This window comes from Pseudoalteromonas sp. 68 DY56-GL68, from assembly GCF_041414825.1.
GTDB lineage: Bacteria > Pseudomonadota > Gammaproteobacteria > Enterobacterales > Alteromonadaceae > Pseudoalteromonas.
This window is the reverse complement of sequence record NZ_JAOCZL010000024.1, coordinates 1-24,150: the sequence shown is the minus strand read 5'-3', so window position 1 is coordinate 24,150 and position 24,150 is coordinate 1. Positions and strand designations below refer to the sequence as shown.

Sequence of the window (24,150 nt, the reverse complement as noted above, 5' to 3'; positions counted from 1 at the left end):
CCTTGTTAAGACATCAACTTACCCGCTAAATTTAGCATACTTTGTTTATTAAGGCAGTTTATTAAGGCGCTAAGCCGCCGATTTTTTGTTATCAGCAATCAACCAGCATAATGCGGCGATTAACAACAATGGCCATGCAACCATCACTGAGCCAAATAGAAACGCAAGCACAACACCAATCAGAGCAACAACACCTGCGCCAAGTAAGCCAATAGTGAATAATGCAACACCAGCAACAACGACAATCACTGCCACTATCGCACCGATGACTTCAAGCCCTGCCCAGCTCATATCAGCAATTGATAACGGCAACTGCCATGAGTCAAACGATACGAATGACACTGCATCGGTACACAGCAATAGCATTGCTAAGACGATGATAGCTAACGTTTTCATGCTCTACTCCTAGTAACCTTTTACTGGTAAAGAACAGTGAGCAATTAAATAACCCACGCCTATTAACAGCGGCATATTAATCAGTAGTATGATCATCACCAATCGCGTAGACCATACAGGAAACCCTAAACGCGCAGCGAGTCCGCTACACACACCCGAGATCTTTTTGTTACTTAGATCACGATACCAACGTGATGATGTATGATAAGTGTTCATTATTAACCTCCTAAGCTGACTGCTTCATCGTTGCTTTCAAGTCAGCAAGCTCTTTATCGATTGCTTCATCTTTCTCTAAGGCAGCGATTTGTGCAGCTGTTGAATTTGCGGCATCACCTTGTGTAAGTTCATATGCTTCAACTTGCGATTCAATGTTTTCAACACGCTGCTCTAAGTAGTCAAAACGTGCTAATGCATCTTCAACTTTACTGCTATGCAACTGCTCTTTTACTTTTAAGCGTGCTGTAACAACGCGTTCTTTTTGCATGTAAGTCAGCTGTTTGGCTTTGGCATCTGCAAGCTTGTTTTGTAAACGCTGACAATCTTCAGTCAATTTTGCGAGTGACTCTGCCACTTTATCCATTTCAGCTTGTTGCGCTTCGATTTCTGTCGTTAAACGCTGCTTTTCAACTAATGCTGCTTTGGCAAGATCGTCACGATCTTTACTCAACGCTTTTTCTGCTTTCGCTTGCCAGTCAGCTACTTTCGCTTGTTTCGCTGCAATTTCACGCTTCATTTGCTTTTCTTGCGTTAAAAATGTCGCAGCGGTTGCACGGCATTCAGTCAGTGCATCCTGCATTTCTTGCACGAGTAGATTAAGTAACTTTTCAGGGTCTTCCGCTTTATCGAGTGCTGCAGAAAGGTTTGCCTGAATAATGTCATTTACGCGATTTAATACACCCATGTGACTCTCCTGTTGATAATTGGGTTAATACAGCTAGGAGATTCCAATTCTTGTGCCAACTAACAAATAAATTAATTTTGTTATTTAGATACAATAAGTTGAGTTAATAGAATTTAGATTTTGACTGACTAGTGACTGAATGAGAAATAACTAATTTGACTAAAAAATTAACTTTTTCACCAAATTTTAGGATCAAAAAAAGCCACAAAATGTGGCTTTTTTAACGAGGTATATGATTAGACTTCTGGGACAAAACTTAAGGCTTTATCCATAACAGTTAAGTCAGCCGTTTTACCATGCCCGTTCTCAGACAAATGACGTCTAAAACCACGCGCACCAGGTTGGCCTTGAAAAATTCCCAACATATGGCGAGCAATATGCCAAAAGTTAGCGCCTTTACTCATTTCATCTTCAATATAGTCATACATAGCGCGCACAACTTGATGACGATTAAGCATAAAAGCTGCATCACCATAAATTTTTTCATCCACTTCAGACAAAATAAACGGATTACTATACGCTTCACGGCCAATCATAATACCGTCAACATAATCAAGGTGAGCTATGCTATCAGCAATGGTTTTCACGCCACCATTTAAGCTTAAGTGCAGCTGCGAGTAATCTTTTTTCAACTGATAAACACGCGGGTAATCAAGAGGTGGGATCTCACGGTTTTCTTTTGGGCTTAGACCATTTAACCATGCTTTACGCGCATGAATAATAAAGTCATCACACCCCACATCATGACTTGCTTCTATTAAGGCACACAAAAACTCATACGAGTCTTGCTCATCAATACCAATGCGTGTTTTAACCGTAACAGGAATTGTCACTTCGGCCTTCATTGCTGCAACGCAATCAGCAACAAGCTTCGGCTCAGCCATTAAGCAAGCACCAAAGCGACCATTTTGCACGCGATCAGACGGACAGCCCACATTCAAATTTACTTCATGATAGCCACGCTCTGCCGCTAATTTTGCACATTTAGCCAACGCTTCAGGATCTGAGCCACCAAGTTGCAATGCCACAGGCCCTTCATGCTCATTAAAGTGTAAGTAGTCACCTTTACCAAATAAAATAGCGCCGGTTGTCACCATCTCAGTGTAAAGCACAGCATGCTTAGTCATTTTGCGGTGAAAGGTTCGACAGTGACGATCAGTCCAATCTAACATGGGTGCCACGCTAAACCGTCTAAACCCTGTATTACCTGCTATTACTGGGCTAGAGCCCTTATTTAGTGTGTTACTCATATAGTCTGAATTGCCTTGAATTGCCTTGAATTGCCGCGAGTTTCGATATAGAGTGCCCCAAATGGGCCCCATTTGGGGTAGGACTAAATACAATAAAAACGGCTAACCATGGCTTCATTTAATATTGAAAAACGCGCTAAAACTAATGGCTCTTTTAGTTACCGAGCAGTTGTTCGCGTTAAAAAAGATGGCAAAATTATACACCGAGAGTCGAAAACTTTCAGTAAAAAAGAACTGGCACGTAGCTGGGGCTTAAATCGTTCTAGTGCTATTGAGAATGATGAGGTATTTAATCGCGGTACTGTCGTTTCTATTTTTGAACTATTAAATTTATATTTTAATGATCATGATCTTTGGAATGCAACTGGCCGCACAAAACAGTTTGTAATAAAAATGCTGATAGATTGCGACATTGCAAAAGTACAAACTAATGATCTTAAGACTAGCGACTTAATTGAGCACTGTAAAAACCGAAGAAGTTCAGGAGCTGGGCCAGCAACCATTTATCACGATATTGCATATTTAAGAAGTGTCATGAAAAAGGCAGGTCCAGTCTGGAACATCGATGCTAATTATAAAATATTTGAAGACGCAGTGCCGGTGCTCATTGAAATGGGGTTGGTTGGCAAAAGCCAAAAGCGAACACGCCGCCCTACTGATAATGAATTAGATAAGTTGCGCGCAGGCTTAAAGGAACGCATGGACTACAGGCCAAACGGTAAAGTACGCATTCCTTTTTTAGATATTTTGGACTTTAGTATTTTAACTTGTATGCGTATTGGTGAAGTTTGCAAGTTGCGCTGGGATGATTTGAACGAAGATCATAAAACTATATTAGTACGTGACAGGAAAGACCCGCGCAAAAAAGAAGGTAATCACATGCTAGTACCTTTGCTTGCTGGCTCTTTTGATATTGCTATTAAACAGCCTAAGGATGGTGAACTCATTTTCCCTTACAATCCAAAGTCTGTTACAGCAGGTTTTCAACGTGTACGTAATGCGTTAGGTATTGAGGATTTGCGTTATCACGATTTACGCCGCGAAGGTGCCAGCCGCTTATTTGAAAAAGGTTACTCGATAGAAGAAGTAGCTCAAGTGACAGGCCACCGTAATTTAAATATTTTGTGGCAAGTTTATACGCAATTGTTCCCGCATAAATTGCATGATAAGTTTACTGAATAACTTTCTTTAGGGCTTTATTTATGGTTGATAGTAACTTTCTGATAAGTTCTGACATTAAAGACATTGATACAAGTTTGAATGACCTATTACTGGATCCTGTATCTAGCTTTGTTGGTAAAGCTTCTGGAGACAGTATGCAAGGTGTAGGCATTTTTGATGGCGATATACTTATAATTGATAGGAAATTAAAACCTAAACACAATGATGTTATTGTTGCTTCCTACAACGGACTTTTTGTTTGTAAAATCGCTGACATGATAAATAATCAACTATGTTCTGCTAACCCAAGCTTTCCACCTGTGAAAGTTAAAGACTTAGATGAATATATTTTTCAAGGCGTTGTTACGAGCTCGATACATTTATTTAAACCCTATCTATAACTAGAGTTGAATACGTTAATTTTGCTTTTTGAATAGATGTGGCCAATACAGTTAAATTTAACTATGACTTATGTCGACTATAGTTATGAACAACTGTAATACCAGGCCACATAGTTAAATTCATCTTTACTCGAGCGATACCTCTTATCTATTCAACTATAGGTTCTAGTTTACTGTTCAAGCCTTTTGCCTTACTTTTATAACTCACAAAATCAGCTTTTTCGGTTGGGGTTGGTAATGGTGCATTATGAGTATGCGTTGATAAAGTCTGGTTCATTTGTTCGACCAGGCTTATTAAATCAAGGAGAACCTGAGCTACGTTTACTGAGCTGTCACCCAACCACACGGTTTTGCCTTCAACCTTTGCAAGCTCACTTGCCTTGGCGTGTAGGGTTTTTAATGTTTTTAAGTTCATGTTATCAGTGGCTTCAATATCCACCTGTTTTTTACTGCCAAGCAATAAGCCTTCAAGTGCAACGATTAAGGCTTTTTCACCAACAAGTGTTTTTAAGGCCCCCATGACTTCATTGACTTGGTTGCCATCGACTTTGCTTATTTCGTGGGTGTCTATGCTGCAGGTGCGTTGGTGATATTGCTCTTCACGGTTACGCGATTTTATTTTGCTGGTATCGCTCTGCTGTGTTATTTCCCCGTCCGTTGAAAAATGCCAGTGACCATCGCGGCCTTGTAACTTGCTGCGGCTACTTTGTTGTAGCGTGACATCGGTGCGCTTGTGTTCTGGCACCAAACTTTGCCAAGGTAATAAGTTGGTGATGACTGGATGGCTGTTCAGTCCATCGATGTATTGAATTAAGCAATGCATGCCTGGTGCAGGTTCGTTTAACACACCATGATCAGCGGCTTGGCCTGTGCCTAATGTGACTTGCTGAAATACAGGCACCGCTAATGGTTCGCCTGTTTTAGGGTTAAGCAATTGCACATCAGCGCCTTTGAGTGGCTTAAAGGCACTGCTGATCATCGCTTTGTTTGGCAAATCATAAATACGTTTAATGCGGGCGAGCTGGGGTAAATGCTTACGTTGCCCAAGTTCTGGAAAGTATCGAAGTACTAAGCGCTTTATAGCGTTTTTGACCATCTGATCACCTGTCTATCATCTTGTAATGTTACTTCAGTAATAAACCGCCCATTTAACTTTATACCAGGGCGTAGCTTAGGGATTGCCATAAGCATACCTGCGTTTGAAGCTATTACTTTAATTGGGTGTTCTTCAAAGTCGGTGATTTCAGTGTTTGCCCAGCGTGAGTCGTGCCAGCTACCTGCATACACCTTCCCATCAGGGCGCTGCTGAAATATAAACTGAGGAATACTGAACACATCAGCGCATTGCCTTAGCGCTTCAATCCCTGTGCCATGGTGATAAAATGCCGGCACGGCGGTTTGTGTGTAATCTGCATCAGGATAAACAAACGCTAAACCTGTTTTACTTAGCTCGTCACACACGTTCGCAAAGGTGGCATGACGAATAGCAAAGTTATGGGCAAACGATAAGGCGCCGATCAATTCACGGCACGTTAAAAACCAGCGGCCATTGCTTTGATGTTTTGCTTCAATCACACCTAAAAAATACGGCTGCATAGCATCAATGCTGTAGCCTATGTGCAACTCAACAATCCCTTGTGGCTCATGCTCTGCGACAATAACAAAGCTTGCACGGCCAGTGCTGAACAAATCAAGCTGTGTATTATCACTAACAATGCTTGTCACCTGTGCACCACCAATGGTGAGCACTTTAATTAGCCGGTTACTACTCATGGCCCTTCACTTTGTTCAAACGCAGCTTGTACTGTGGTGTGTCCATCAACGGCTTGGGTTTGGCTGTTTTCTTTAGCCTTACCATCAATTTGCTGCTGATTGCGCTCGGCGGTTGAAAGGACTTCAAGCAACTTAAACGTGACTTGCCACGCTTTAACCTCTTCAAGCTCAACTGCTTTTACTTCATCATTGAACTTCGCTTTACGTATTTTGTACGCTTCTGTGATTTCACTGTTAATGGTGTACTGTAGACGAGCGCCATTTTCATCGGTTGCTTTGGCCTGTGTGATTAACTCAGCAAGTTCAGCATGATCCTTAAAAGGAATTTTTGTATTGATAGTGACCACACCTGGCTTAACCCCTTTATCACCCGACAAGGTAAACGAACCTAACCCGCTCAAGTCATCACTTGGCAACTTAATGCCACAATTAATACGTATTTCATAACCTGGTACTTGCCAGCCATTTAACGTGATCATGCAAAAAGCTCTTTAATTGTTTGAATGTTATCGCCACTGCCAACAAACACGCAGTAAGCCCAATGCATGTCGTTATTACCTAATGTTTCAATTTGCTGTGCAAGTGCTCGCGCACTTTGTGCATTGCTATGCGTTACCGTTAAGTTTGCACCCGCTTGAAAGGTTGTTTCAGTTAGCCGATTATCACGGGCAGCTTTTAACTGCTCGGTGTCAGTAAGTGCCGCATTAATATCTGTAATGAGTTGCACACCTTCGTCGTTCACCAGCTGCTTGCTTTTGTCGACAAAAGCATTAGCAAGCGCAGGCAATGCACAGCAATCATTTACATGCTGCCACTCGATTGATTGCTCTGTTGTAGGCAGACGCATTTTATCGGTATCAAGGGTTGCTAAGCTGCTCGCATGTTGCTGCGCATGCGTAAAGGCTGGCAGCGCACACAGGACATTAAAGGCCGTAAGCTTGCTAGATAAACCAGCTGCACTTGGGGCGCTGCAACTAAGTATGACTGCATTGAATGCGTTAGGTCGTTGCTGCCTTGTTGCATCGTTGATTGCTTTTGCAAGTAACTGACTCCCCGCCGCTGCCGTAATAAGGCTAGGCGTTTGGTAACTGTTTAGGGCAATGATATGAATGCTCTTGCACGCAGCATTCAGTGCCGCCCTGCTTTGTGTATTAAACGAAGCTGGTAGTTCCATAGCGTTACCTAAAAACCGTAAGCAGTGACTTTAACGAGCCGTAAGCCCACACAAAAAACCACATAGGGTATGCTTTCCAACGAGGTACACCGTAGAACGTAAGTAAAATAAAGAACTCGTAATGTGCATTCTCACGACCTGTTTTCAATGCGTAATCATGCCAAATAGCCGCGGGTAAGCCTTTACCAAAGGGATTATGAAACCAGCGCACATACCAAGGTAAGGTAAACCCGTCTGTAACAAAGAACCGGTGCACCTCACCAAACTTAGTTTTGAGTGGCTCAAGTAATTGTGCTTTGCCTGCACTGATAAAGTTAAGTTTTACTTGCATAGCTACACCCTAAATGACAGAGAACTTACGTTCTTTTAGCTCAAAAATATCTTGCTCATAGTCGGTATTGATAAGCGCTTGGTTAACAATCCACACGCCATTGGTTTCAAATTTAAGTGGCAAGGTGAATACACCATCTACCACTTCGGCAGGCATTAATTGAACACGGCCCGTATCAACGCGCTTAAACGGCACTTTGAATTTACGATCAGGGATAGCTAATTTTCCTGTCGCAATCACCGCATCACTTGATTGCGGCACCGTGTATTCGTTTTCGTTGTTTACATACCCCTCAAGCTGCCCTGCAACATTATCGATAATGACAGGGATTAACTGTGTTTCAACAGGATTCAGACTGGCGAGGTAATCATCAACATTGTGATCACTGACAAGCGCTTTAGAGCCAATATAATCAGCAAAGAAATAGGCCTTCCCACCAATATCTACGATACTCTGTTGCTTAAATAACGTGATACTATCGGGGAGCTGTGGTGCGATAGCACCTGATTGAATTAATAATAAAACTTGCATGTCATGTTCCTTCGCTTGCACTTAGCGGAATACGAAAACCTGTTGTTTCATAAAGACAATTAGACGCCCACTCTTCTAATGCTTGTCGAGTGAAATATTTATTCGAGATGTTAGTCATAGCGAAGTAACCATGTTGCTCTTGCATATCCGACATAAATAGATCTTTTGATACTTGCGTAAGCCCTCCTGAAAACATATTCACTGCAAAGGAGTGGCTGGTACGCAATGGCGTCTTTCCTGCTTTTGCTGTTGTCATATCTAAGTCAGGGTTAATGCCAAATAAAATGCTGCAAATATCATATGTGTAGCCGCCACTGCTTGACGAACCGATTGATGAACCGATTAGCGATAACGAACCATTGAATAACGCAATGCCTGAAAAATCTTTGTCGGTCGATGTAGAAGTTGGATTACTTCTTAACTGCCTCACTATGCCGACCTCTGGTATGTCATCCGTTTTTGTGAGGGTATTTAAGTCAACCAGCTTTGATGCGCTTCGCGTATTATTCGAATACAAGTGAGTACAGTATAAAGTGCCATCTTCAAGTATACCGAAACTCGATATCAACTCTGTATTTTCGTATGCAGTAGGGCTCACTACTGCCGTCATATCAATCAAGTTAACTTTTACAATTCTGTGATAACTAGAGCTATTTTCATCAACAAGGCCAATAAAGTGCGGCACACCATCAATCAAATGTATGATTGAAACGCTTCCTTTAAATGAAACATTATTTCGCGGTAAGTCGTTTCTCAATAATACCCATCGAATAGAGCCGTCTTTGTTGTAATACCGAAGCCCTGTCGCATGTATATCGATATAACCACCTAGCGCATCATAAACGTTTGGATAAGTTCGTGATGCAACTGAGCCAAATGTATAACTCGCTGCTGTTGTTGCATCATAAATGTATGCTAAACGCTCATTTTCAGGCCATGGCAATAACTGCGTGGTTCTATGTAAGAACTCCCCAGCTTTAAACCCATCGTTGCGCTGCTTAACAATGCTATCCATTTAAAACTCCCATACATCATCTGCGGCGTTATAAACAAACACCCGCTCGTTTTTATCATCAGCCACGATGTTCACTTGCACATCAACCGCACCATCTTCTAGACGCTTAAACTTTGTTGCTTTGCCCTCTGCGATTTTTAACACTGGCTCACCGTTACTTGCTCGAACTGAAAACCAATCCCCATCTTGTAATTGGGTTTCGTCTTTACGAGTAATTGGCGCCGCGAACTCTGCGGCTTTTAACGAATAACGATTAAAAACAGTGATTGGCCCCTCTGGTTTAAAGGGTAAATTAGTGATGTAGTCTGTTTTTTCTAGGTATTGCGCATGTGTGTGGACATCAAATTCAGACTTACTAACAAACTCCCCCACTTGCACTTGCCAGGGCAACGCGCTTAACGTGATATTTAAGTCATCAGCAATGTTTTGGCTTCGCCATACAATGCTTTTCGCGCTGTAGTTTCCATAAACCTCAGCACTCGTTTTTGTTTTACTTTGTCGTGCAGTCGTGACCACCGCGATAAGAATTTGCTCATTATTCGCCTTGGTCGCAACGGCGCCATACCAGTTATAGTCAAAGTCGCCGACGTCGTAGCCCATCACGGCACTGATCACCACGGCATTACCATCGATGCGCGATACCGCTTTAACAGGTTCACTGTGCACAATGTTTGCTGGGATCACCGTGTTTGGGTCTATTGGCGCGGTTTCGTCTTGGCCATCAATATTCGCAAACACAAAATGCGTAATGTTTTGTACTTCATCACCGGCGAATACGGCGTTGCGATAATCTAAGCCCGCATTGGTTATTTGTAATTGACTCACCCTGTTACCTCTTGATCATATTCCACAAGGCCAATGGCATCGGTTGTATTGACCGTTGCCATCGCGCTTAAAAAGTAGCGGCGGCATGTTCTGCCATACTGCTCGATGACTTCATTAACAAGTTGTTCTTTGCCGCTAAACTCATCTTCTAACATGGCAATTTCCACCATATCCCAATCAAAGCCTGGTACGCGCTCATTCACTTGGATATAACCAAAACCAAGACGCTTAAAGATCCGCTCCATGCCAACATTTGAGCCAGCATCAGTGGCATTGGCAAACGCATGTTTTACACGCAAGCCATAAAGTGCGGCTGATTCACCAGGTAGGCGATTGATAGAGCGTTCCCATGCAAGCAAGTCTAAAATAGCGGTTTGTGCTGTTTCGCTGTGTTGCTGCTCAAGCCACCAAAATAGATAGCTCTCAACTTCCTGCCAGTAACTTTGCGCAACCTTTGCCAGTGCTTCTGCATCTTTGCCGCTCAACCAACTAGGTAATTGCGGTACTAATTCATCATGCATTCGTTAGCACCACACTGTTGATTGCCGGCAACCATAGCTCGCAGTTAATATCTGCATTGTCGAAACGGATTGTCTTAAGCTCTCGAAACTCTGCGTGTAATTCGCTGGCGAGCTGGCTAAAACTAAATAATGTGTTGGGCCGACATCGAGTGACATGCTTGTAAGCCGCGTTTTGTCTGAATGCTGCACGAATAAACTGCTCAATGTCGGCACGACGATCAGCGGTATTGGGGTGTTGTTGATAGTTCGCGACAATATCAAAGGGCTGATAGTTAATTGCATAAACCTGCAAATCATCGCCACTGCCGTGATTACCTTCAGCAATGTGATTGTTAATTTGGTTCAATAAAGCCGTGCTGATTGCACCTACATCTAAATACACATAGGCATTTGCACTACCTGGCCCCCGTGGTGCGTTCTTTTCAAATACGATGTTATCAACTGAAATACCCGTAAAGGTTGAAATAATAGAGCGATACACCGCATCAACGTGATAGCTGCCTAGAGACGAAAATGCATCACGTATACGCAACCGATAGTTATCATCTGTTTCAACGTCTTGCCCTGCTCTGGTTAGCCAATCAGTCTTATTCGTAGCTGTGAGGTTTTCAATATCTGAGATAACACGTACATAGTAACCCGCGGCTAAGTTGTAGCTTTGCCCTGTCTGCTCAGCCTCGACTGACACAGTGTGTGTTGCTTCTCCCGCAGCAAAGGTTTGATCAAATAACGTCACGACACGATATACGTGCCCGTTGATCGGTAAGCTCTCTATTACTGTGCCTTGGGGGATCACTAATTCCGTGTCGGTATCTGTGCGTGTAAATTCAATCAGTCCTTTTGCTTTTACCGCAGGCAACTTAAAGGTTTTACGCGATTCGCCGTGTTGCTCTAACCACTCATCACTGGCAAGCATAACAAAGGAATTAGGCATTACCTTTGTGATCAAGCTATCGATAAGCTGTCGTGCAGGCTCAACCATGATGGATTTTTGCAAACGAAAAAACGGGCTAAACGTGCTTGTGTTGTTAACCGAAAACTCACCTTGCTCAACATGCTTTTGCCACAGTGCGTGCAGTTCTTCATCCGTGACAGGAATGCCCGCGGCTTGAAGCTCTTGCTTAAATAACGTGGTGTAGTCCATTAAATGGCCCCCTCAATCGTGTGAGCGGTGACACTAATTTCACCTGTCAGCTGCTTTATCACTTTGATGGTGCCTGGCTTCAAACGCTGATCTTGCTCCACTATCAACTCTATCTCCGTTAAAATTTTGGCAACGATGTTGTTATTACGAAGGCCAATGAGCTCAACCAGTTTGCCGCTTTCAATAATGCGGTGCTTAATATCCTGTGCAATCACATCGCTATTCGTTAGCTGGCTAGGCACGGCAAAGCTATCAAGGGCCAAGTCCTGATCAACAATGTTTAAATCAATATTGATAGTTGTCATTAGCCTGTAAGCTCCATCATTGTTTCAATACTGTTTAATGGGTCTTCAGACTTAACCGTTAAATTATCGATGTAGACACGTTTACTGTTATCCGTTTGACGCGAATTGTCTGTGTTGTTACTTGTTGCTAGGCTTTGCAAATACGCTGACTTTTTCACACTTGGCTTATAGCTTTTACTGTGTTGTTGGGTACTCAGTTGCTCAACGCTGTTAGCATTGGTGTGTACTGCGTTAGTAACTGCCTGATCTGTTTTTGCTACTGTTTGGCTAATATGACTGTTCAGGCCAGATAACTCGGCTTGTTTTGCATCAAATACAGGCGAATTAGCAGCGTTAGTAAAATGGTTAGCTGAAGCATAGTTATTCGTAACGGTACGATTAGGTATAGCAGCGGCATTATCAATAATGCGTTTGCCATAGTCGCGGCTATAGGCCTGATCCGCATGCTGCATAACTAAGTTTTTTGGTTGGCTGCGATCAATGCTTTCATAGGCTGATACCGCTTCTGTTCTTATTTTTGCTTCGGTATCATCAATAAGACCAAGCTTTTCAAGTAACCACTTAACACTGTCAATCACGTAATCAAACGATGCTTTCACATTCACAAATGCTTGCATGAGTGCTTGACCCCATGCCGTGTTTTGGAATGCGGCAACAAGATCATCCCAGTAATAAATCAGCGCAGCCACGGCGGCAACCAATGCGATAATACCTGCAACAACCCATGTAACAGGGTTTGCCCACAGTGCAGCATTAAATAACCATGTGGCGGCTTTACCTGCCAACATCACGGTTTTAAACGCACCAAACGCAATCGATGCAGCGGCGACTGTCGCAATAAGTGATAAGAATCCCAGTACACGTAAAGCAATCAACGCCCCTTGCCAAAGCTTAGTCAGTAAGGTTAAACCACTGGTGAGTGCAGCGGTTGATACAAGCGCCATGCGATAAAGGCCCATTGTGAAAATAACCAACCCATACACGGTGATCAGCGCAATAATGCCCACCACAGCCGTTGCTATCACACTGGATAAAACAGGAAAGCGCTCAGTCAGGGAAACGATATATGCAAAGCCAGCGGCGAGTTGTTCAACAAATGGTTCAACCACAGGTAGTAAACGATTGCCTACCGCGGTGGCTGCGGCATTAAACGAACCGACTAAACGATCCCACGGGCTGGCAATAATGTTTGCCATTTCCGCGGCTTTTGACGCATCTTGTACATTTTCAAAGGTGTTAATGCCTGCTTTGAGCTTATCAACTTTGGTACTCAGTACGTCGATTGCTTTCGCGCCCTGCTTACCAAAGATTTGTGTCAACACATCACCGCGTTGTACAGAACCCAATGAGGATAAGCGTTCATTGATACGCCCTAACACCACATCAATCGCCAACATATCACCATTATCAGCGGTCAGTTTAATGCCCAGTGCGTCTTGTGCTTTGCCAATGCCCTGTAGTAACGAGGCGGCTTGCGTGCCTGCCACCGAGCCTGATTTAGCAACCAGCTGTAATTCACCCACTAAGGCAAATTGCTGTGCTGAGCTTAAGCCAATATTGGTTGCCGTTGCCCCAAGGTTGGCAAATGCGGCTTGCATTTCAGCACCGGTGGTTTTATATAGTTGTACCGCTGTCGCTGTTTGGCCTGCAATTTGATTTACCCAATTGGCCTTCCCCATTTTATTGGCGGTTTGCTCAAAAATACCGTACATGGTGCCCATGTAGCTGGTGATTGTTGACGCGTCCGCTTTGGTCGCCACAGCGAGCATGTTTGATGTTTTCGTAAACTCAGATAATTCATCACCATTTAAGCCCGCAATCGCAGACTGAATGTCATAAGCGCTTCGCACAAACTCTGCGGAGTTACCGCCAAATTGAAAGCCAAACTCATAGGAGGTTTTAGTCAGTTTTTGTAGCGCATCATCGGCAACACCCAATGATTGTACTTCACCCAATGCGGCCACATGATCAATGGCGGGATTTAAAGAACGAGCCAGCGCAAAACCGCCCGCGACAGCCGTTGTTGCACCGCGCATCATTTGATCTTGCGAAGCTCGTGCTTGGCTGCTCAGCTGGTTAATTTTAGCCATGACTTTATTAACCGGCCCAGTGACTTTATCAATGATGCCGATTGAATAAGTGAGCTTATCTAACTTGCTGAGGGTTGCCATTAATCGCCGCCTATTGCTGTACAAATACCGTTGTTTACGGCTATTGCTAAGTTCTCTTGTTCACTGGTGTATAAGTAAAGAGCCTGTGCCAAGCTTTCATCCGTTGGGGGGATCACGCCAAAGTATTTAGCGTGATACGCCAACAACTGATCAAGTCTGTTTTTGCCTATTTGCTTGGCTCGGCTTTCGATTTTTTTACTTTGAAATTAAACTCTGGTTGATACTCTTCAACCACCGCCCCCACTAAGAACAATGGCGCACCAGGCTCTTGCACTAACTCTTTAAGCTTCGCTACATGACTTTCAATGACGGTGTCTAACAAAAAGTTGGTTGCCGGTTGCACTTTGTTATTGGGCTGCGTTGCATTTAAATACTTGTTGTAGTCGTTAGCGTTAATGTTAAAGGTGATTTCACCTTTCGAAGTCTCAACGGTAATTTTCTTTTCAAACGCCATGATCAATACTCTCTTTAATATCTGCTTGGTCTAGCAGCGTGTAGGTAAAATAAGGGCCATACTTGGCAGCGGATTGCTCACACAAGGCAATGAACTCGTCAAAGTCATTTGGATTTGCAAACACCTGGCAACCGGCAGACCACTTATCAACTTGGGTTGATGTGGTTTTACTGTTTGCGCGGTGGCAGTTAATGCCAAAATAACCTTGCTGTAGTTGCGCCTCTGGTGTGACGTCCGTGTCTAACTCGGTGTCTTTATTGTTGTCACGCAAGACAACAACGGGTTTATGTTGTACAAGGGCGCGGTATTTGCCCTGGTGATAACCCAACGTCCATAAGCTTTTATGCTGTCCTGCAACTAGCACGGCAGTACCGTCTACGTTCATCGGGTGTTTACGCCAGTAAAGGCCTGCGTCTGTAGTGGCTTTAAACTGGTTTAATTGCCACTCACCACCTTGTTGATACAGCACACAAATCGCATCATTAAACGTATTGGCACGGGTGTTTGCATGGCGAATACCAATAATGTTTAGGTTTAATTCACCTTCAAACACACGGTAGCCACATGCTTGTAATGTATTAAGTAACGCTGTAACAGATAGATTGCGAATGGCTTTAGTCATTACAGATCTCTCACTTCATCAGCGGTTAGATACGGCACACCATTGATTTTGATAAAATCAGGACTCGTCACAGGGCACTTAATCGAGGTGACGTCTTCGTCGCCTCCTTCCGCTTTCAGATCAAGCAAGTCTTCTAGTTGCGGTAAACAACCAAATGCCTCAATATTCTTTTTCCCTGCTGATACCTCAGCATTGAATGCCACATCAAACGGCTCAATCCCCTTCCAGCTTCCCGCTTTTTCTGCTTGTGATTGCACAATTAGCCAGTTCTCATGATCAAGCTTTAGGGTTACTTCCGCTGACACTGGGCCATCAATGTAGCCTTTAGGCACACCACGCACGGTTTTAGGTTTTCGGCCATCGGTGATTTTTACCTGTGCTTCTATTACGTGCACCATTGACGAACCAATGAACACATCAAAATCTTTACCACCTAATACTTTTTGCATGTGCCTTACTCCTGATCTTGGCGGTCTAACATGATGCCGACGAGGATTTCACTTGGTGAATCATACGGCGTGATTTTCATCATTATTTGAATTTGCTTAGCGCTCAGCCATGTAATGCTAATGCTGTCTTCTTTCGGCGGTTCAATGAGACCTGGGAACTTATCTGCACCAATGTTCACTGACTTACTCATTTCGCGTAATGGTTTACTCATCACGCGCTTGCCAAATTCAGTGCCACTGGGGCTGTTGTTTAAGCGGCGGTTCTTAATGTTTTGAATCGCAATGATGCGAACAGCCCGCGCGGCCATATCAACAATGCGACCATTTTCAATTTGTTGAAAATCGCCACCTTCCGCATCAAGGGTGTTCACATCACCAAAGTACACACCATCAAAATCAGCATAAAACTGAGTGCAACTAAAGCGCTGTGCATCCAGTGCTGCCGTGGTTGCATTGGTGAGTGGTTTGCCTTCGGCATCTTCTGGTAGTGGCATCAAAGACATGGCACCCGTCAGTACACGCATTGGGCTATCTGCAATCGTGACTGAGCGTTTACACAAGCGCCCTGTTACCGCGCCGAGTTCATCACCAAATAGCAATGGCACCACCGCCACACGTGGGGCAACCACCCCATCTGTCAACGGTTGAAGCGCGGTTACTAAATCAGACCATGTTTGCTCTGCGGCAAGACCTGGCGCAGCAACAAGAATATGAACCCGTCTTGCAAGACTTGATAAGATTTCGAGGGCTTTAGCCTGGTAACTTTCAATGTCGGCTTTGCCTGTAACAGGCGTACAAATCACGATGATTTCAGGACTGACGTCTTGGTCCATCGCTTTATCAATGAGCGTCATAATGTTCGCACCAACAGCATGAGCAATGGCATAGCCACTGACCAAATCATCACCGTTACGCTGCCATGCTTTTACTTGTGTTTTTAATGGCGAATCGGCTTCACCAAATTCACTGTCAAAATCACTTTGTGCATTAATAGGTAGAATTTTGCCGTTACTCTCTGGCCCTTCGCCAATGAATAACACGCTGCGCTCCACTTCTTTCGTAGCGCCACTGCCTGTTTGTCTGGCTGCAACGGATACTTTACCTTGTGCCATGGTCGTTCCTTATTTGCTGCGCTACGCCACTTGCATAGCTTTGTTTAAAATAAAACTCTGCTGCTCTTTTTGCTCAGAGGCGGTCTGCCCTAAAAATGAGCGGGCAGGCAAATCAATCTGCCAACTGCTCTTACTTGAGCTGCCCTTTAATTCGCGCAGTAAAAACCCTGCTTGGTTTTTACTTAAATGCTCGGTTATCCAGATTATCGTAGGCCGTTTCGTGCCTTTACCTTTCCCCCGTGGGATTGTGTAACCCGCCGCAATTAATGCACGGGCGAGGTTTTTTGTTGCTGGCCCATCTTTAGTTTGATTGCCAGCACTTGATTGTTTTTCTACATCAAGGCTGACCCCTTCTTGATGGGCGCGGGCTATCTTTGCAGTGCGTGTGTGATTAAAGTACACACGGCCGCTATCAGGTCCGTACCGCACTTTCATGCGACGCTTAAGCTTGGTGAGCATTTTCTTTTTTCTGCCGTTTGCCCTGCCTTGCCAGCGCTTCCCCATCAAGTCTTGTTGTTCAGTGATCCGCGTTTTACTACTTCGGTTTGCCGCGCGAATTGCACCGCGTATTAAATTGCGGCGCTTGTTTGGGCTAAGGCGTAAAAACGCGAGCTGCTCTTTACTTTGCCCCTCGTCAAATTTGACGTTAAGCACGGCTTATTTGCCCTAGCAATGTAAACTCTTCAGCAATCCACACGCTTTGTTCACCAAAGTCATAACGTATGCCGTCTAATTCAAACGGGCCGTTCTCTGTTTGAACAAGCTCAATCTCTTCACATAGCTGTTCAATCATCAATTCAACTTCATTGCTGTTGTCATCATTCACATCAGCACTGAATTCAAGGTCGCGGCTGTCGTATTTACCGCCATTGTTTTGCAGCCAAAACGAGGCAAAGGCACAAATCAATGCTGCTGGCGCTGAGCACGGGTTTATACTGATCACCCCTGAGTAATAAAAACGTGCGGCTAATAACCCGTTTCCATTTATTGTTTTGCTACAGGGCTCAATGCGTCCGCCTTCAATCCAACTATCAAACTGGGTATCAAGGGCTAATTTGTGACCCTGATACACAGCGCTAACTAAATGCTGTTTAAGCATTGCTATTTTGCTTTGGCTCATAGCAATTCAACCGACAAGTTCACGCTGAGCGACTGCAATAAACGCAAAGCGTTAATACTCTCGCGTTGCCAATGTTCATGATTATCAACCGCTGATTGGCTCTGTGCTGTCGCGTTATCACGGTGTGTATTGCCAAGCTTTGATACCAGCAAATTTGCTTTGGCTTTGCTGTACACAGCATCACAGTAAAAAATCACTTGTTGCGCGTTAAGCGGTTCGCTATTGGTCAGTTGAACACCGTCTAGCTCTTGGTTTATTTCTGCTTGAGCACGGGTGAGTTTTTCAACGAGCAGATCAGGTTTATTCGCGTACTCGCTGGCAACCGCGTAATGCTCAATAAAGTGAGCCGTGCCGAGTGCTGGATAATAGCCATTGCCTGGCACTTCAACATTGACGCTTTGTAAATCTGCCTGTGGCATACCGCTTAAATTCATCACACACCTTTCACTAGACCATTCACATGACAATTAAATTGGGTGTGGGCGCCACTTAGTCACATGCGTTAAGCAAGCAATGCAAACGCTGTGCTAAGTTGCCCACCGGCGATGGAGCTAGTCAGCGTCTGCCGCTTTTTCTGGCTCGCTTTGTTTTAGTAACTTTTGCAGATCTTTTAATAGCCCCTTTACACCTGCACCATCGTTAATGGCGAGGGCCTGCTCAGCAAAAATCGCAGCAAAGCCGTAATTGTGTAATGACGCATCGACCTTAGCGGTGATGGCGTAGAGCTTGCCGCCCACGACTTCTAAACCTGTCCAGTTTTGGTTTTTCACGATCTTGATTAAGCGATGCAGTACAAAACTGATTTCAAATAACCCATCATGTTTTGATTCTGATAAGTAAAAGTTGGCATCGTCGTACAACTGATCGATAACGAACGCAGGCCAATGTTTGGTATTAAACACCGTGGGTAATGGCTGCTTTTGTTCAACCATCAATGGCAATAGCCCTAGCACTGCATCCCAGCGTTTTAAATCTACTAGCCAAATAAATACCCATGCCAACACGGTGTTGGGGTGGTTTTGGCCGCTTAGGCGATAGCGGTTGATATAGCCTAGATAGTCATTACGCTTTAGGGCTTCTGACTTATAACTGGCTTTATCTGCAATATCGCTAAATGTTTTTAGTTGAGCTAAGTCAGACTCGATGGCCGCTACAAAAAACGGGTACTCTTTTTGCTCATTGTCGGTTACTGGCGTATTAGCTTGAACGGCTTCAACCGCTGCTGTTGGCGCCTTTGTGTCAGTGCTATTTGGTACGCTGTTTGCTGTTTTGGCTAATGATTTTTTAACTAAGCTCATTTAAAAACACTCTACTAGTTGGTTAAAAAGAGCCGCCCTGAAACTTGGAAAAAAGGGCGGCAATTGCTGCTGTTAGTAAACTAAACCCAGCCGTCACCTGCTTGATTTGGTAACTTCACATTGGCTGATTCAAAGTAAATCGCTTTTTCTAAGTCTTCGACGTAGTAGCAATCGTTACGTGACAGATAGTCTTCAACACGTTTTTTCTTCGCGTTATTTTCAACGCTCGTACGGGTTGAACCTGTTTGCACGTAATGACTTAGGTTGTCAAAGCTGGTGACTAAGATGCCGCGTGCGGGGAAAAAAGGAATTTTGTAACTCGCCAAGCCCCCATAGGTTTCAATGACCTGTTGAAGCTCAATTTTTGTCTTTTCGCTTGGTGTGTGTGCTTGTTTGGCGTACAGCTTATTTTTATCGTGTGCGAGTAGTTCATCACCGATAATCGCCACCATGTTGGCACGTTTATGCTCTGGAATACCTTGCAATGCGTCATGCACTGCTTGATCGAGGTTTTCATAGTCGCCGCCTGCACCAATACGGATTTCATTCACTGTTACACCTTCGGTCACAACACGCTCTGGTGCATCACGACGAAGTAATTGCAACCAACCAATGTTGACGTCATTCATCATTGGGTATGCCACAATATCCGTGGTATCAGCGGCATGCGTACCATTCCAACCGATTTTGATGATATCCAGTGCAATCGCCTGGCGAACGTGGTTACGGTAGCGTTCATGGAAATCAGGGAACTTCGACCACTGATCCATTTTCACCCATGTGATATGAATGTCACATTCAGTTGGGTAACAGCGATATTCGCGTTTATCGAGCTTCGATACATCGCGGGTTTTACGCTCTTTGGTGTCGTCGGTTTCAACACCAGCACGACCCGTCACACCACCGTCAACACTCATGATCACCGATTGACCGACTAGGTCATCAACCGGTGCGGTATTAATCATCTGTAAGAATTCAGACGATTCATACACTGCGTCATAAAGGCGTTGCTCTACAGTTGGCTCAACGTTAAATTGCTCTGACATTGATGCCACGCCATAGTTAACGGCCATGCCTGCCATAATGGCAACAAATAATTCTCTGGTTCTTGTCTTCATGTTCTTTCCTGCGTTTAAATTGGTTACGTTCAATCCGTGTGATTACAGCAACTGGCTGTATTTACCTTCGTCGCCTTCGGGTTCATCGTCGGCGTCGGTGGTATTACCCGCAGGTGCGTTTACTGCTTTTTCAAACTTGTCTGTCAGTTCTGTAAGCAGTTTTTTCGTTGTGGATAGCTCTTCTTTTAGCTCAGCTACTTGAGTGCTTTCGCCATCTTCAGGCGGTGTTTCTTCGCCTTCCACTTTGGTGGTTGAGAATGAATCAAGCTTTGTTGAAAAGCCGTCTAGCTTTTGGCTGAATTCGGCAAGCGGTGTGCCCAGTGCATCTTTTAATGCGGTGGCTAAGTCTTCTGGTTTCATATCGGGTTCTTCCTGATTGAATGAAAATAGTCGTTTAAAAAAGGGTTTTTTAGTGGGTTCATCATCGACGGGTTCGCATGCCCCTAACTCGACTTTTAATAAGGCGACGTCCTTGTCGTCTGACTTACTCTTACTGCTAAAGTTAATACGGTCTGTGTAGCAACTCGCTGGGTAATCGGTGACAGCAAGGCCTGTTAGGTAGGTTTTGCCCGAGCCCATAAAGTCACGGTTTATTTCAATGCTGAAGTACACCGCTTGATCGGCTTTGTTTAGCTCAACAAAGCTTTGATTTGGTGCAAGCACCGCATATAAGCACACCACACCTTCTTCGTTTTCGTATGCTTCAACGCTCAACACATCGCCCAACATGCCTGCTATATCAACGTTGTGTAGGTTTTTAGCTGCCCAGCCCGACCAATTGAATTCATGATCAAGGTTGATACGTGCGCCATATTTGCGCGGGTTGTAGGTTTCTACAATGTCGGCTACGTCTTGCTCTGTGATTTCACGACCATCAACTGTCATGCCTACCGCAGCAATGGAAAGTGGTTTTGTACGTAGTTGACCTGGCATAAATAAAACCTTTGTTGGTTGAGCGTTTTGCTTTAAAGTTGCTTGCAGTTTGCACCCTCTTTTTACACCTTTCCAACGGTTTAACTTTTTGAAATTCCTATATTTAGCTTTTAGGAATTGATAGGTTTTTAACTGACAGATCACACGCTTTATAACGAATACACTGCCGCTATGGATTATTAAACGCGGTGCATTATGAAGGCGAACTACGGACCAGAAATACGCAAAAAAGCACAAGACTTGTATGTGGTTGAAGGTTACACGGTGGATGAAATTGCCGACCTGGATGACATGCCAAGTGCGCGTAGTGTTCGCCGCTGGGCTGAGGCGGGCAAATGGGAGGACATGTGTCCAAGCTATAACGCTGAAATGGCCTTTAGCAAGCGCATAAACCTGCTGGCTGATAAAGACAACAAAACCGAAGCGGACTACAAAGAGCTCGACTTTTGCACGCGCCAATTATGCGCACTGAATAAAAGTAAACTTGCCCCTGCCCCTAAGCAACGTGCCATTAATGATGATGCGCCAAACCAACAAAGTAATGGCAGCAATAAAAAGTCGAAAAAGAAAAACGATTGCTCTGGCATTACCGTTGACATGCTTAATGAGCTTAAAGACAAACTACTTTACCCACACCAAAAGCATTGGTTTGAGAATCAAGATCACCGCAGCCGATTCATATTAAAGCCACGCCAAATTGGGGCAACCTTCTACTTTGCCTTTGAAGCATTTTACGATGCAGTGGTTAACGGCCGGAACAAGATTTTTATATCAGCGAGCCGCGACCAAGCCGAAGTATTTAAAGCAAATATTGTCGCGCTAGTACGTGAACACTTTAATATTGAATTAACCGGCTCACCAATGGTGTTAAACCTTAAAGGTGGTAAAACGGTTAAGCTTATTTTTAAATCGACCAACGCACGAACGGCACAATCGGAAAGCGGCGACTTATACATCGATGAAGTATTTTGGATACCAAAATACAAAACATTACGCGGCCTTGCACAAGCCATGGCCACGCACAAGCATTTACGTATTACCTATTTTAGTACGCCTTCAGTTACCAGCCATGAAGCGTATGATCATTGGAATGGTAAGTGGTACCGCAAAACAAAAGCCTGTAACGATCCTGAATTTGAAATTGATGTAAGCCACACAGCGCTGAAAGATGGCATGTTGTGTGACGACGGTATTTGGCGCCAAATGCTCACTGTACATGATGTGGTTAATTCAGGCTTTGACCGCATTGATATTGGCGTACTTGAAAACGAATACAGCACAGACGAGTTTAATAACTTGTTTATGTGTAAGTTTATTGATGATGCACACAGCGCCTTTAACCTGAACCAAATCATGGCGTGTGTGGTTGATTCAACTAAATGGGATGACTTCAATTTAGAATGGGAGCGCCCTTTTGCGTTAAAACCGGTGGTGATTGGTTTTGACCCCGCCCGCTTTGGTGATAAAGCCAGTGTGGCAGTATTAAGCTGCCCAATGAAACCAGGTGAAAAGTTCCGCCTGCTTGAAGCAATCGATTTAAGCGGTAATGACTTTGAAGCCATGGCCGCAGAGATAAAGTTACTCACTGAAAAATACAACGTACAACATATTGGCGTTGATACCACTGGGATTGGTTATGGCGTGTGGGAAATGATCACTAAGTTTTTCCCGAACGCTGAGCCTATTCATTACAACCCAATAATCAAGAACCAGCTGGTTATTAAAGCCATTAACGTGATTAAAAACCGCCGCTTTGAGTTTGACCAAGACGCGGTAAACATTGCCAGCTCATTTATTAATATTCGCCGTAAAGTGTCTGGCGACCAGATCACGTATGCCACCAACCGCACAGCCACCACAGGCCATGCCGATATTGCTTGGGCAATTATGCATGCTATGAAATTTGAACCATTGGACGGCAATGCCCACAGCCGCCAAACCTCTGTAGGAATTGCAGCTTAATGAGTAAACCACGATTACAAGTCAGTAACGGCCAATTGCCGAACTACAGCCAACGAACAGCCGTAACCGATACCTTTAGTTTTGGCGACCCTGAGCCGTGCTTAGATAATCGACTCACTGATTACATTGGTGTGTTTAGTGATAGCAACGGTATTTATGCACCGCCTATTAGTTTGCAAGGTTTGGTGAAACTGCTCAGAGTGAATGCTCAGCATGGGCCCATACTCTACTTTAAGCGCAACATGATCTTAAAGTGGTATAAACCAAACCCATTGTTGAGCCACCAAGCACTAAGCAAATTTGCGTTTGATTTACTTTGGAGTGGTAACGCCTACTTGCAGATTATTCGTAATGCGTTTGGGCAAGTGATTAGGCTGCGCCATTTACCCGCATTGACGATGCGTTATACCAAGACGCGTGGTGTCTACGCCCAGCTTAGCAACCGCACTCACCAACCTATTTATTTCAAGGCTGGCGAAGTCATTCACGTAAAAGAGTACGACCCTGCGCAAGGTATTTATGGCATTCCGCAATATTATGGCGGTATTCAGTCTGCACTACTCAATGAAGATGCCACTTTATTTAGGCGCCGTTATTACAAAAACGGTGCGCACATGGGCTTTATCTTCTCCATGGCAGATCCAAACTTAAGTGAAAAAGACGAAGCTGCACTAAAAGAAGCGATTCGAAATTCAAAAGGCGTGGGTAACTTTCAAAGCCTGTATTTTAATTTCCGCAGCAACAAAGCCGATGCTGAAAAGGCGATAAAGATAACGCCTGTCGGTGATATATCCACTAAAGACGAATTTGAGCGCATCAAAAAAATAACCCTAAACGACATGCTCAGCATGCACCGCGCACAAGAAGCACTCAGCGGGCAATCATCTGGTGATAGCCCTGGCTTTGGTGATTTAGACAAAATCACCCGCGCTTATTACAACAATGAAGTGGTACCGCTTCAGCAAGACGTACTGGGTATTAATAACTACTTACCCGCTGCACAGCATATTGAATTTAAAGAGCCTGAGTATTCAGACTTAAACCCAACAACAAAGGAAAGCGCATGAGCTGGTTAGACATCATTGAATTTATTAAACAATGGGGGCGATTATTTATGTTGAGTTTCTTAGCAGCCACTATCCAAATGTATTTAAGCAAACGACAGTTCACGTTTTTTCATTAC

31 protein-coding genes are annotated in these 24,150 nt (G+C 44.1%); 4 read left to right on the top strand and 27 right to left on the bottom strand.

Annotated features, from left to right (window positions below):
- Nucleotides 1-69: 69 nt before the first annotated feature.
- The 4 genes from NYF15_RS19305 to dusA form a co-directional block, all read right to left on the bottom strand.
- A complete protein-coding gene (locus tag NYF15_RS19305) occupies nucleotides 70-396 on the bottom strand; it encodes a hypothetical protein (protein ID WP_130149354.1) in 327 nt (108 codons plus the stop codon).
- A gap of 9 nt (nucleotides 397-405) precedes the next feature.
- Entirely contained in the window at nucleotides 406-612 is a 207-nt protein-coding gene (locus NYF15_RS19300; RefSeq protein WP_130149353.1) for a PspC domain-containing protein, read from the bottom strand.
- Nucleotides 613-622: 10 nt separating this feature from the next.
- The gene (locus NYF15_RS19295; protein WP_054554144.1) at nucleotides 623-1,297 is read right to left on the bottom strand and encodes a PspA/IM30 family protein; all 675 of its coding nucleotides are present in this window, start codon (nucleotides 1,295-1,297) and stop codon (nucleotides 623-625) included.
- A 236-nt stretch (nucleotides 1,298-1,533) separates the two neighbouring features.
- A complete protein-coding gene (gene dusA, locus NYF15_RS19290; RefSeq protein WP_371354402.1) occupies nucleotides 1,534-2,547 on the bottom strand; it encodes a tRNA dihydrouridine(20/20a) synthase DusA in 1,014 nt (337 codons plus the stop codon).
- Between the two features lie 108 nt (nucleotides 2,548-2,655).
- Here dusA and NYF15_RS19285 point away from each other — a divergent pair, with 108 nt between their 5' ends.
- A complete protein-coding gene (locus NYF15_RS19285; RefSeq protein WP_371354401.1) occupies nucleotides 2,656-3,729 on the top strand; it encodes a site-specific integrase in 1,074 nt (357 codons plus the stop codon).
- A gap of 20 nt (nucleotides 3,730-3,749) precedes the next feature.
- Complete coding sequence (locus NYF15_RS19280) at nucleotides 3,750-4,109, top strand: LexA family protein (RefSeq protein ID WP_371354400.1); 360 nt, start codon at nucleotides 3,750-3,752, stop codon at nucleotides 4,107-4,109.
- 148 nt (nucleotides 4,110-4,257) lie between these two features.
- Here the strand turns inward: NYF15_RS19280 and NYF15_RS19275 are convergent, their stop codons facing one another.
- The 23 genes from NYF15_RS19275 to NYF15_RS19165 form a co-directional block, all read right to left on the bottom strand.
- A complete protein-coding gene (locus tag NYF15_RS19275) occupies nucleotides 4,258-5,205 on the bottom strand; it encodes a hypothetical protein (protein WP_371354399.1) in 948 nt (315 codons plus the stop codon).
- The gene (locus tag NYF15_RS19270; RefSeq protein WP_371353291.1) at nucleotides 5,187-5,882 is read right to left on the bottom strand and encodes a hypothetical protein; all 696 of its coding nucleotides are present in this window, start codon (nucleotides 5,880-5,882) and stop codon (nucleotides 5,187-5,189) included. Before NYF15_RS19270 ends, NYF15_RS19275 begins: the two co-directional genes overlap by 19 nt.
- A complete protein-coding gene (locus NYF15_RS19265; protein ID WP_371353292.1) occupies nucleotides 5,879-6,361 on the bottom strand; it encodes a hypothetical protein in 483 nt (160 codons plus the stop codon). Before NYF15_RS19265 ends, NYF15_RS19270 begins: the two co-directional genes overlap by 4 nt.
- Complete coding sequence (locus NYF15_RS19260; protein WP_371353293.1) at nucleotides 6,358-7,056, bottom strand: hypothetical protein; 699 nt, start codon at nucleotides 7,054-7,056, stop codon at nucleotides 6,358-6,360. The genes NYF15_RS19265 and NYF15_RS19260 overlap by 4 nt, the downstream gene beginning before the upstream one ends.
- A 4-nt stretch (nucleotides 7,057-7,060) precedes the next feature.
- Nucleotides 7,061-7,387 carry a DUF1353 domain-containing protein gene (locus NYF15_RS19255; RefSeq protein WP_371353294.1) on the bottom strand — a complete coding sequence of 109 codons (327 nt, stop codon included), beginning with the start codon at nucleotides 7,385-7,387 and terminating at the stop codon, nucleotides 7,061-7,063.
- 9 nt (nucleotides 7,388-7,396) lie between these two features.
- On the bottom strand, nucleotides 7,397-7,918 hold the full coding sequence (locus NYF15_RS19250) for a hypothetical protein (RefSeq protein ID WP_371353295.1): 522 nt from the start codon (nucleotides 7,916-7,918) through the stop codon (nucleotides 7,397-7,399).
- A gap of 1 nt (nucleotide 7,919) precedes the next feature.
- Complete coding sequence (locus NYF15_RS19245; protein ID WP_371353296.1) at nucleotides 7,920-8,933, bottom strand: hypothetical protein; 1,014 nt, start codon at nucleotides 8,931-8,933, stop codon at nucleotides 7,920-7,922.
- Nucleotides 8,934-9,758, bottom strand: a complete 825-nt coding sequence (locus tag NYF15_RS19240; RefSeq protein ID WP_371353297.1) for a phage tail protein — start codon at nucleotides 9,756-9,758, stop codon at nucleotides 8,934-8,936.
- The gene (locus NYF15_RS19235; RefSeq protein ID WP_371353298.1) at nucleotides 9,755-10,279 is read right to left on the bottom strand and encodes a hypothetical protein; all 525 of its coding nucleotides are present in this window, start codon (nucleotides 10,277-10,279) and stop codon (nucleotides 9,755-9,757) included. Before NYF15_RS19235 ends, NYF15_RS19240 begins: the two co-directional genes overlap by 4 nt.
- Entirely contained in the window at nucleotides 10,272-11,423 is a 1,152-nt protein-coding gene (locus tag NYF15_RS19230; RefSeq protein ID WP_371353299.1) for a baseplate J/gp47 family protein, read from the bottom strand. Before NYF15_RS19230 ends, NYF15_RS19235 begins: the two co-directional genes overlap by 8 nt.
- Nucleotides 11,423-11,728 carry a DUF2590 family protein gene (locus NYF15_RS19225; protein ID WP_341803336.1) on the bottom strand — a complete coding sequence of 102 codons (306 nt, stop codon included), beginning with the start codon at nucleotides 11,726-11,728 and terminating at the stop codon, nucleotides 11,423-11,425. The genes NYF15_RS19230 and NYF15_RS19225 overlap by 1 nt, the downstream gene beginning before the upstream one ends.
- Nucleotides 11,728-13,899: a phage tail tape measure protein gene (locus tag NYF15_RS19220; protein WP_371353300.1), complete on the bottom strand. Its 2,172-nt coding sequence runs from the start codon at nucleotides 13,897-13,899 to the stop codon at nucleotides 11,728-11,730. Before NYF15_RS19220 ends, NYF15_RS19225 begins: the two co-directional genes overlap by 1 nt.
- Nucleotides 13,899-14,045 (bottom strand): hypothetical protein, encoded by a 147-nt coding sequence (locus NYF15_RS19215; RefSeq protein WP_371353301.1) that lies wholly within the window; start codon nucleotides 14,043-14,045, stop codon nucleotides 13,899-13,901. Before NYF15_RS19215 ends, NYF15_RS19220 begins: the two co-directional genes overlap by 1 nt.
- 20 nt (nucleotides 14,046-14,065) lie before the next feature.
- Nucleotides 14,066-14,353 (bottom strand): putative phage tail assembly chaperone, encoded by a 288-nt coding sequence (locus NYF15_RS19210; RefSeq protein WP_371353302.1) that lies wholly within the window; start codon nucleotides 14,351-14,353, stop codon nucleotides 14,066-14,068.
- Nucleotides 14,343-14,975, bottom strand: coding sequence for a hypothetical protein (locus tag NYF15_RS19205; protein ID WP_371353303.1), 633 nt, complete (start codon nucleotides 14,973-14,975; stop codon nucleotides 14,343-14,345). Before NYF15_RS19205 ends, NYF15_RS19210 begins: the two co-directional genes overlap by 11 nt.
- Nucleotides 14,975-15,424 carry a phage protein gene (locus NYF15_RS19200; RefSeq protein WP_341803340.1) on the bottom strand — a complete coding sequence of 150 codons (450 nt, stop codon included), beginning with the start codon at nucleotides 15,422-15,424 and terminating at the stop codon, nucleotides 14,975-14,977. The genes NYF15_RS19205 and NYF15_RS19200 overlap by 1 nt, the downstream gene beginning before the upstream one ends.
- A 5-nt stretch (nucleotides 15,425-15,429) precedes the next feature.
- A complete protein-coding gene (locus NYF15_RS19195) occupies nucleotides 15,430-16,536 on the bottom strand; it encodes a DUF2586 domain-containing protein (protein WP_371353304.1) in 1,107 nt (368 codons plus the stop codon).
- A 21-nt stretch (nucleotides 16,537-16,557) separates the two neighbouring features.
- The gene (locus NYF15_RS19190) at nucleotides 16,558-17,190 is read right to left on the bottom strand and encodes a phage virion morphogenesis protein (RefSeq protein ID WP_371353305.1); all 633 of its coding nucleotides are present in this window, start codon (nucleotides 17,188-17,190) and stop codon (nucleotides 16,558-16,560) included.
- Nucleotides 17,183-17,656 carry a phage tail protein gene (locus tag NYF15_RS19185; protein WP_371353306.1) on the bottom strand — a complete coding sequence of 158 codons (474 nt, stop codon included), beginning with the start codon at nucleotides 17,654-17,656 and terminating at the stop codon, nucleotides 17,183-17,185. The genes NYF15_RS19190 and NYF15_RS19185 overlap by 8 nt, the downstream gene beginning before the upstream one ends.
- A complete protein-coding gene (locus NYF15_RS19180; RefSeq protein ID WP_371353307.1) occupies nucleotides 17,653-18,090 on the bottom strand; it encodes a phage head protein in 438 nt (145 codons plus the stop codon). Before NYF15_RS19180 ends, NYF15_RS19185 begins: the two co-directional genes overlap by 4 nt.
- Before the next feature lie 117 nt (nucleotides 18,091-18,207).
- Nucleotides 18,208-18,954 (bottom strand): phage terminase small subunit, encoded by a 747-nt coding sequence (gpM, locus tag NYF15_RS19175; RefSeq protein WP_371353308.1) that lies wholly within the window; start codon nucleotides 18,952-18,954, stop codon nucleotides 18,208-18,210.
- An 80-nt stretch (nucleotides 18,955-19,034) separates the two neighbouring features.
- The gene (locus tag NYF15_RS19170; RefSeq protein ID WP_341803346.1) at nucleotides 19,035-20,072 is read right to left on the bottom strand and encodes a phage major capsid protein, P2 family; all 1,038 of its coding nucleotides are present in this window, start codon (nucleotides 20,070-20,072) and stop codon (nucleotides 19,035-19,037) included.
- 42 nt (nucleotides 20,073-20,114) lie between these two features.
- Entirely contained in the window at nucleotides 20,115-21,005 is an 891-nt protein-coding gene (locus tag NYF15_RS19165; RefSeq protein ID WP_371353309.1) for a GPO family capsid scaffolding protein, read from the bottom strand.
- Between the two features lie 195 nt (nucleotides 21,006-21,200).
- On the opposite strand from NYF15_RS19165, the gene NYF15_RS19160 reads away from it, so the two are divergent.
- Together NYF15_RS19160 and NYF15_RS19155 are read left to right on the top strand one after the other, a co-directional pair.
- Entirely contained in the window at nucleotides 21,201-22,967 is a 1,767-nt protein-coding gene (locus tag NYF15_RS19160) for a terminase large subunit domain-containing protein (protein ID WP_371353310.1), read from the top strand.
- Nucleotides 22,967-24,034 carry a phage portal protein gene (locus NYF15_RS19155; RefSeq protein ID WP_371353311.1) on the top strand — a complete coding sequence of 356 codons (1,068 nt, stop codon included), beginning with the start codon at nucleotides 22,967-22,969 and terminating at the stop codon, nucleotides 24,032-24,034. The genes NYF15_RS19160 and NYF15_RS19155 overlap by 1 nt, the downstream gene beginning before the upstream one ends.
- The last annotated feature ends 116 nt before the right edge of the window (nucleotides 24,035-24,150 follow it).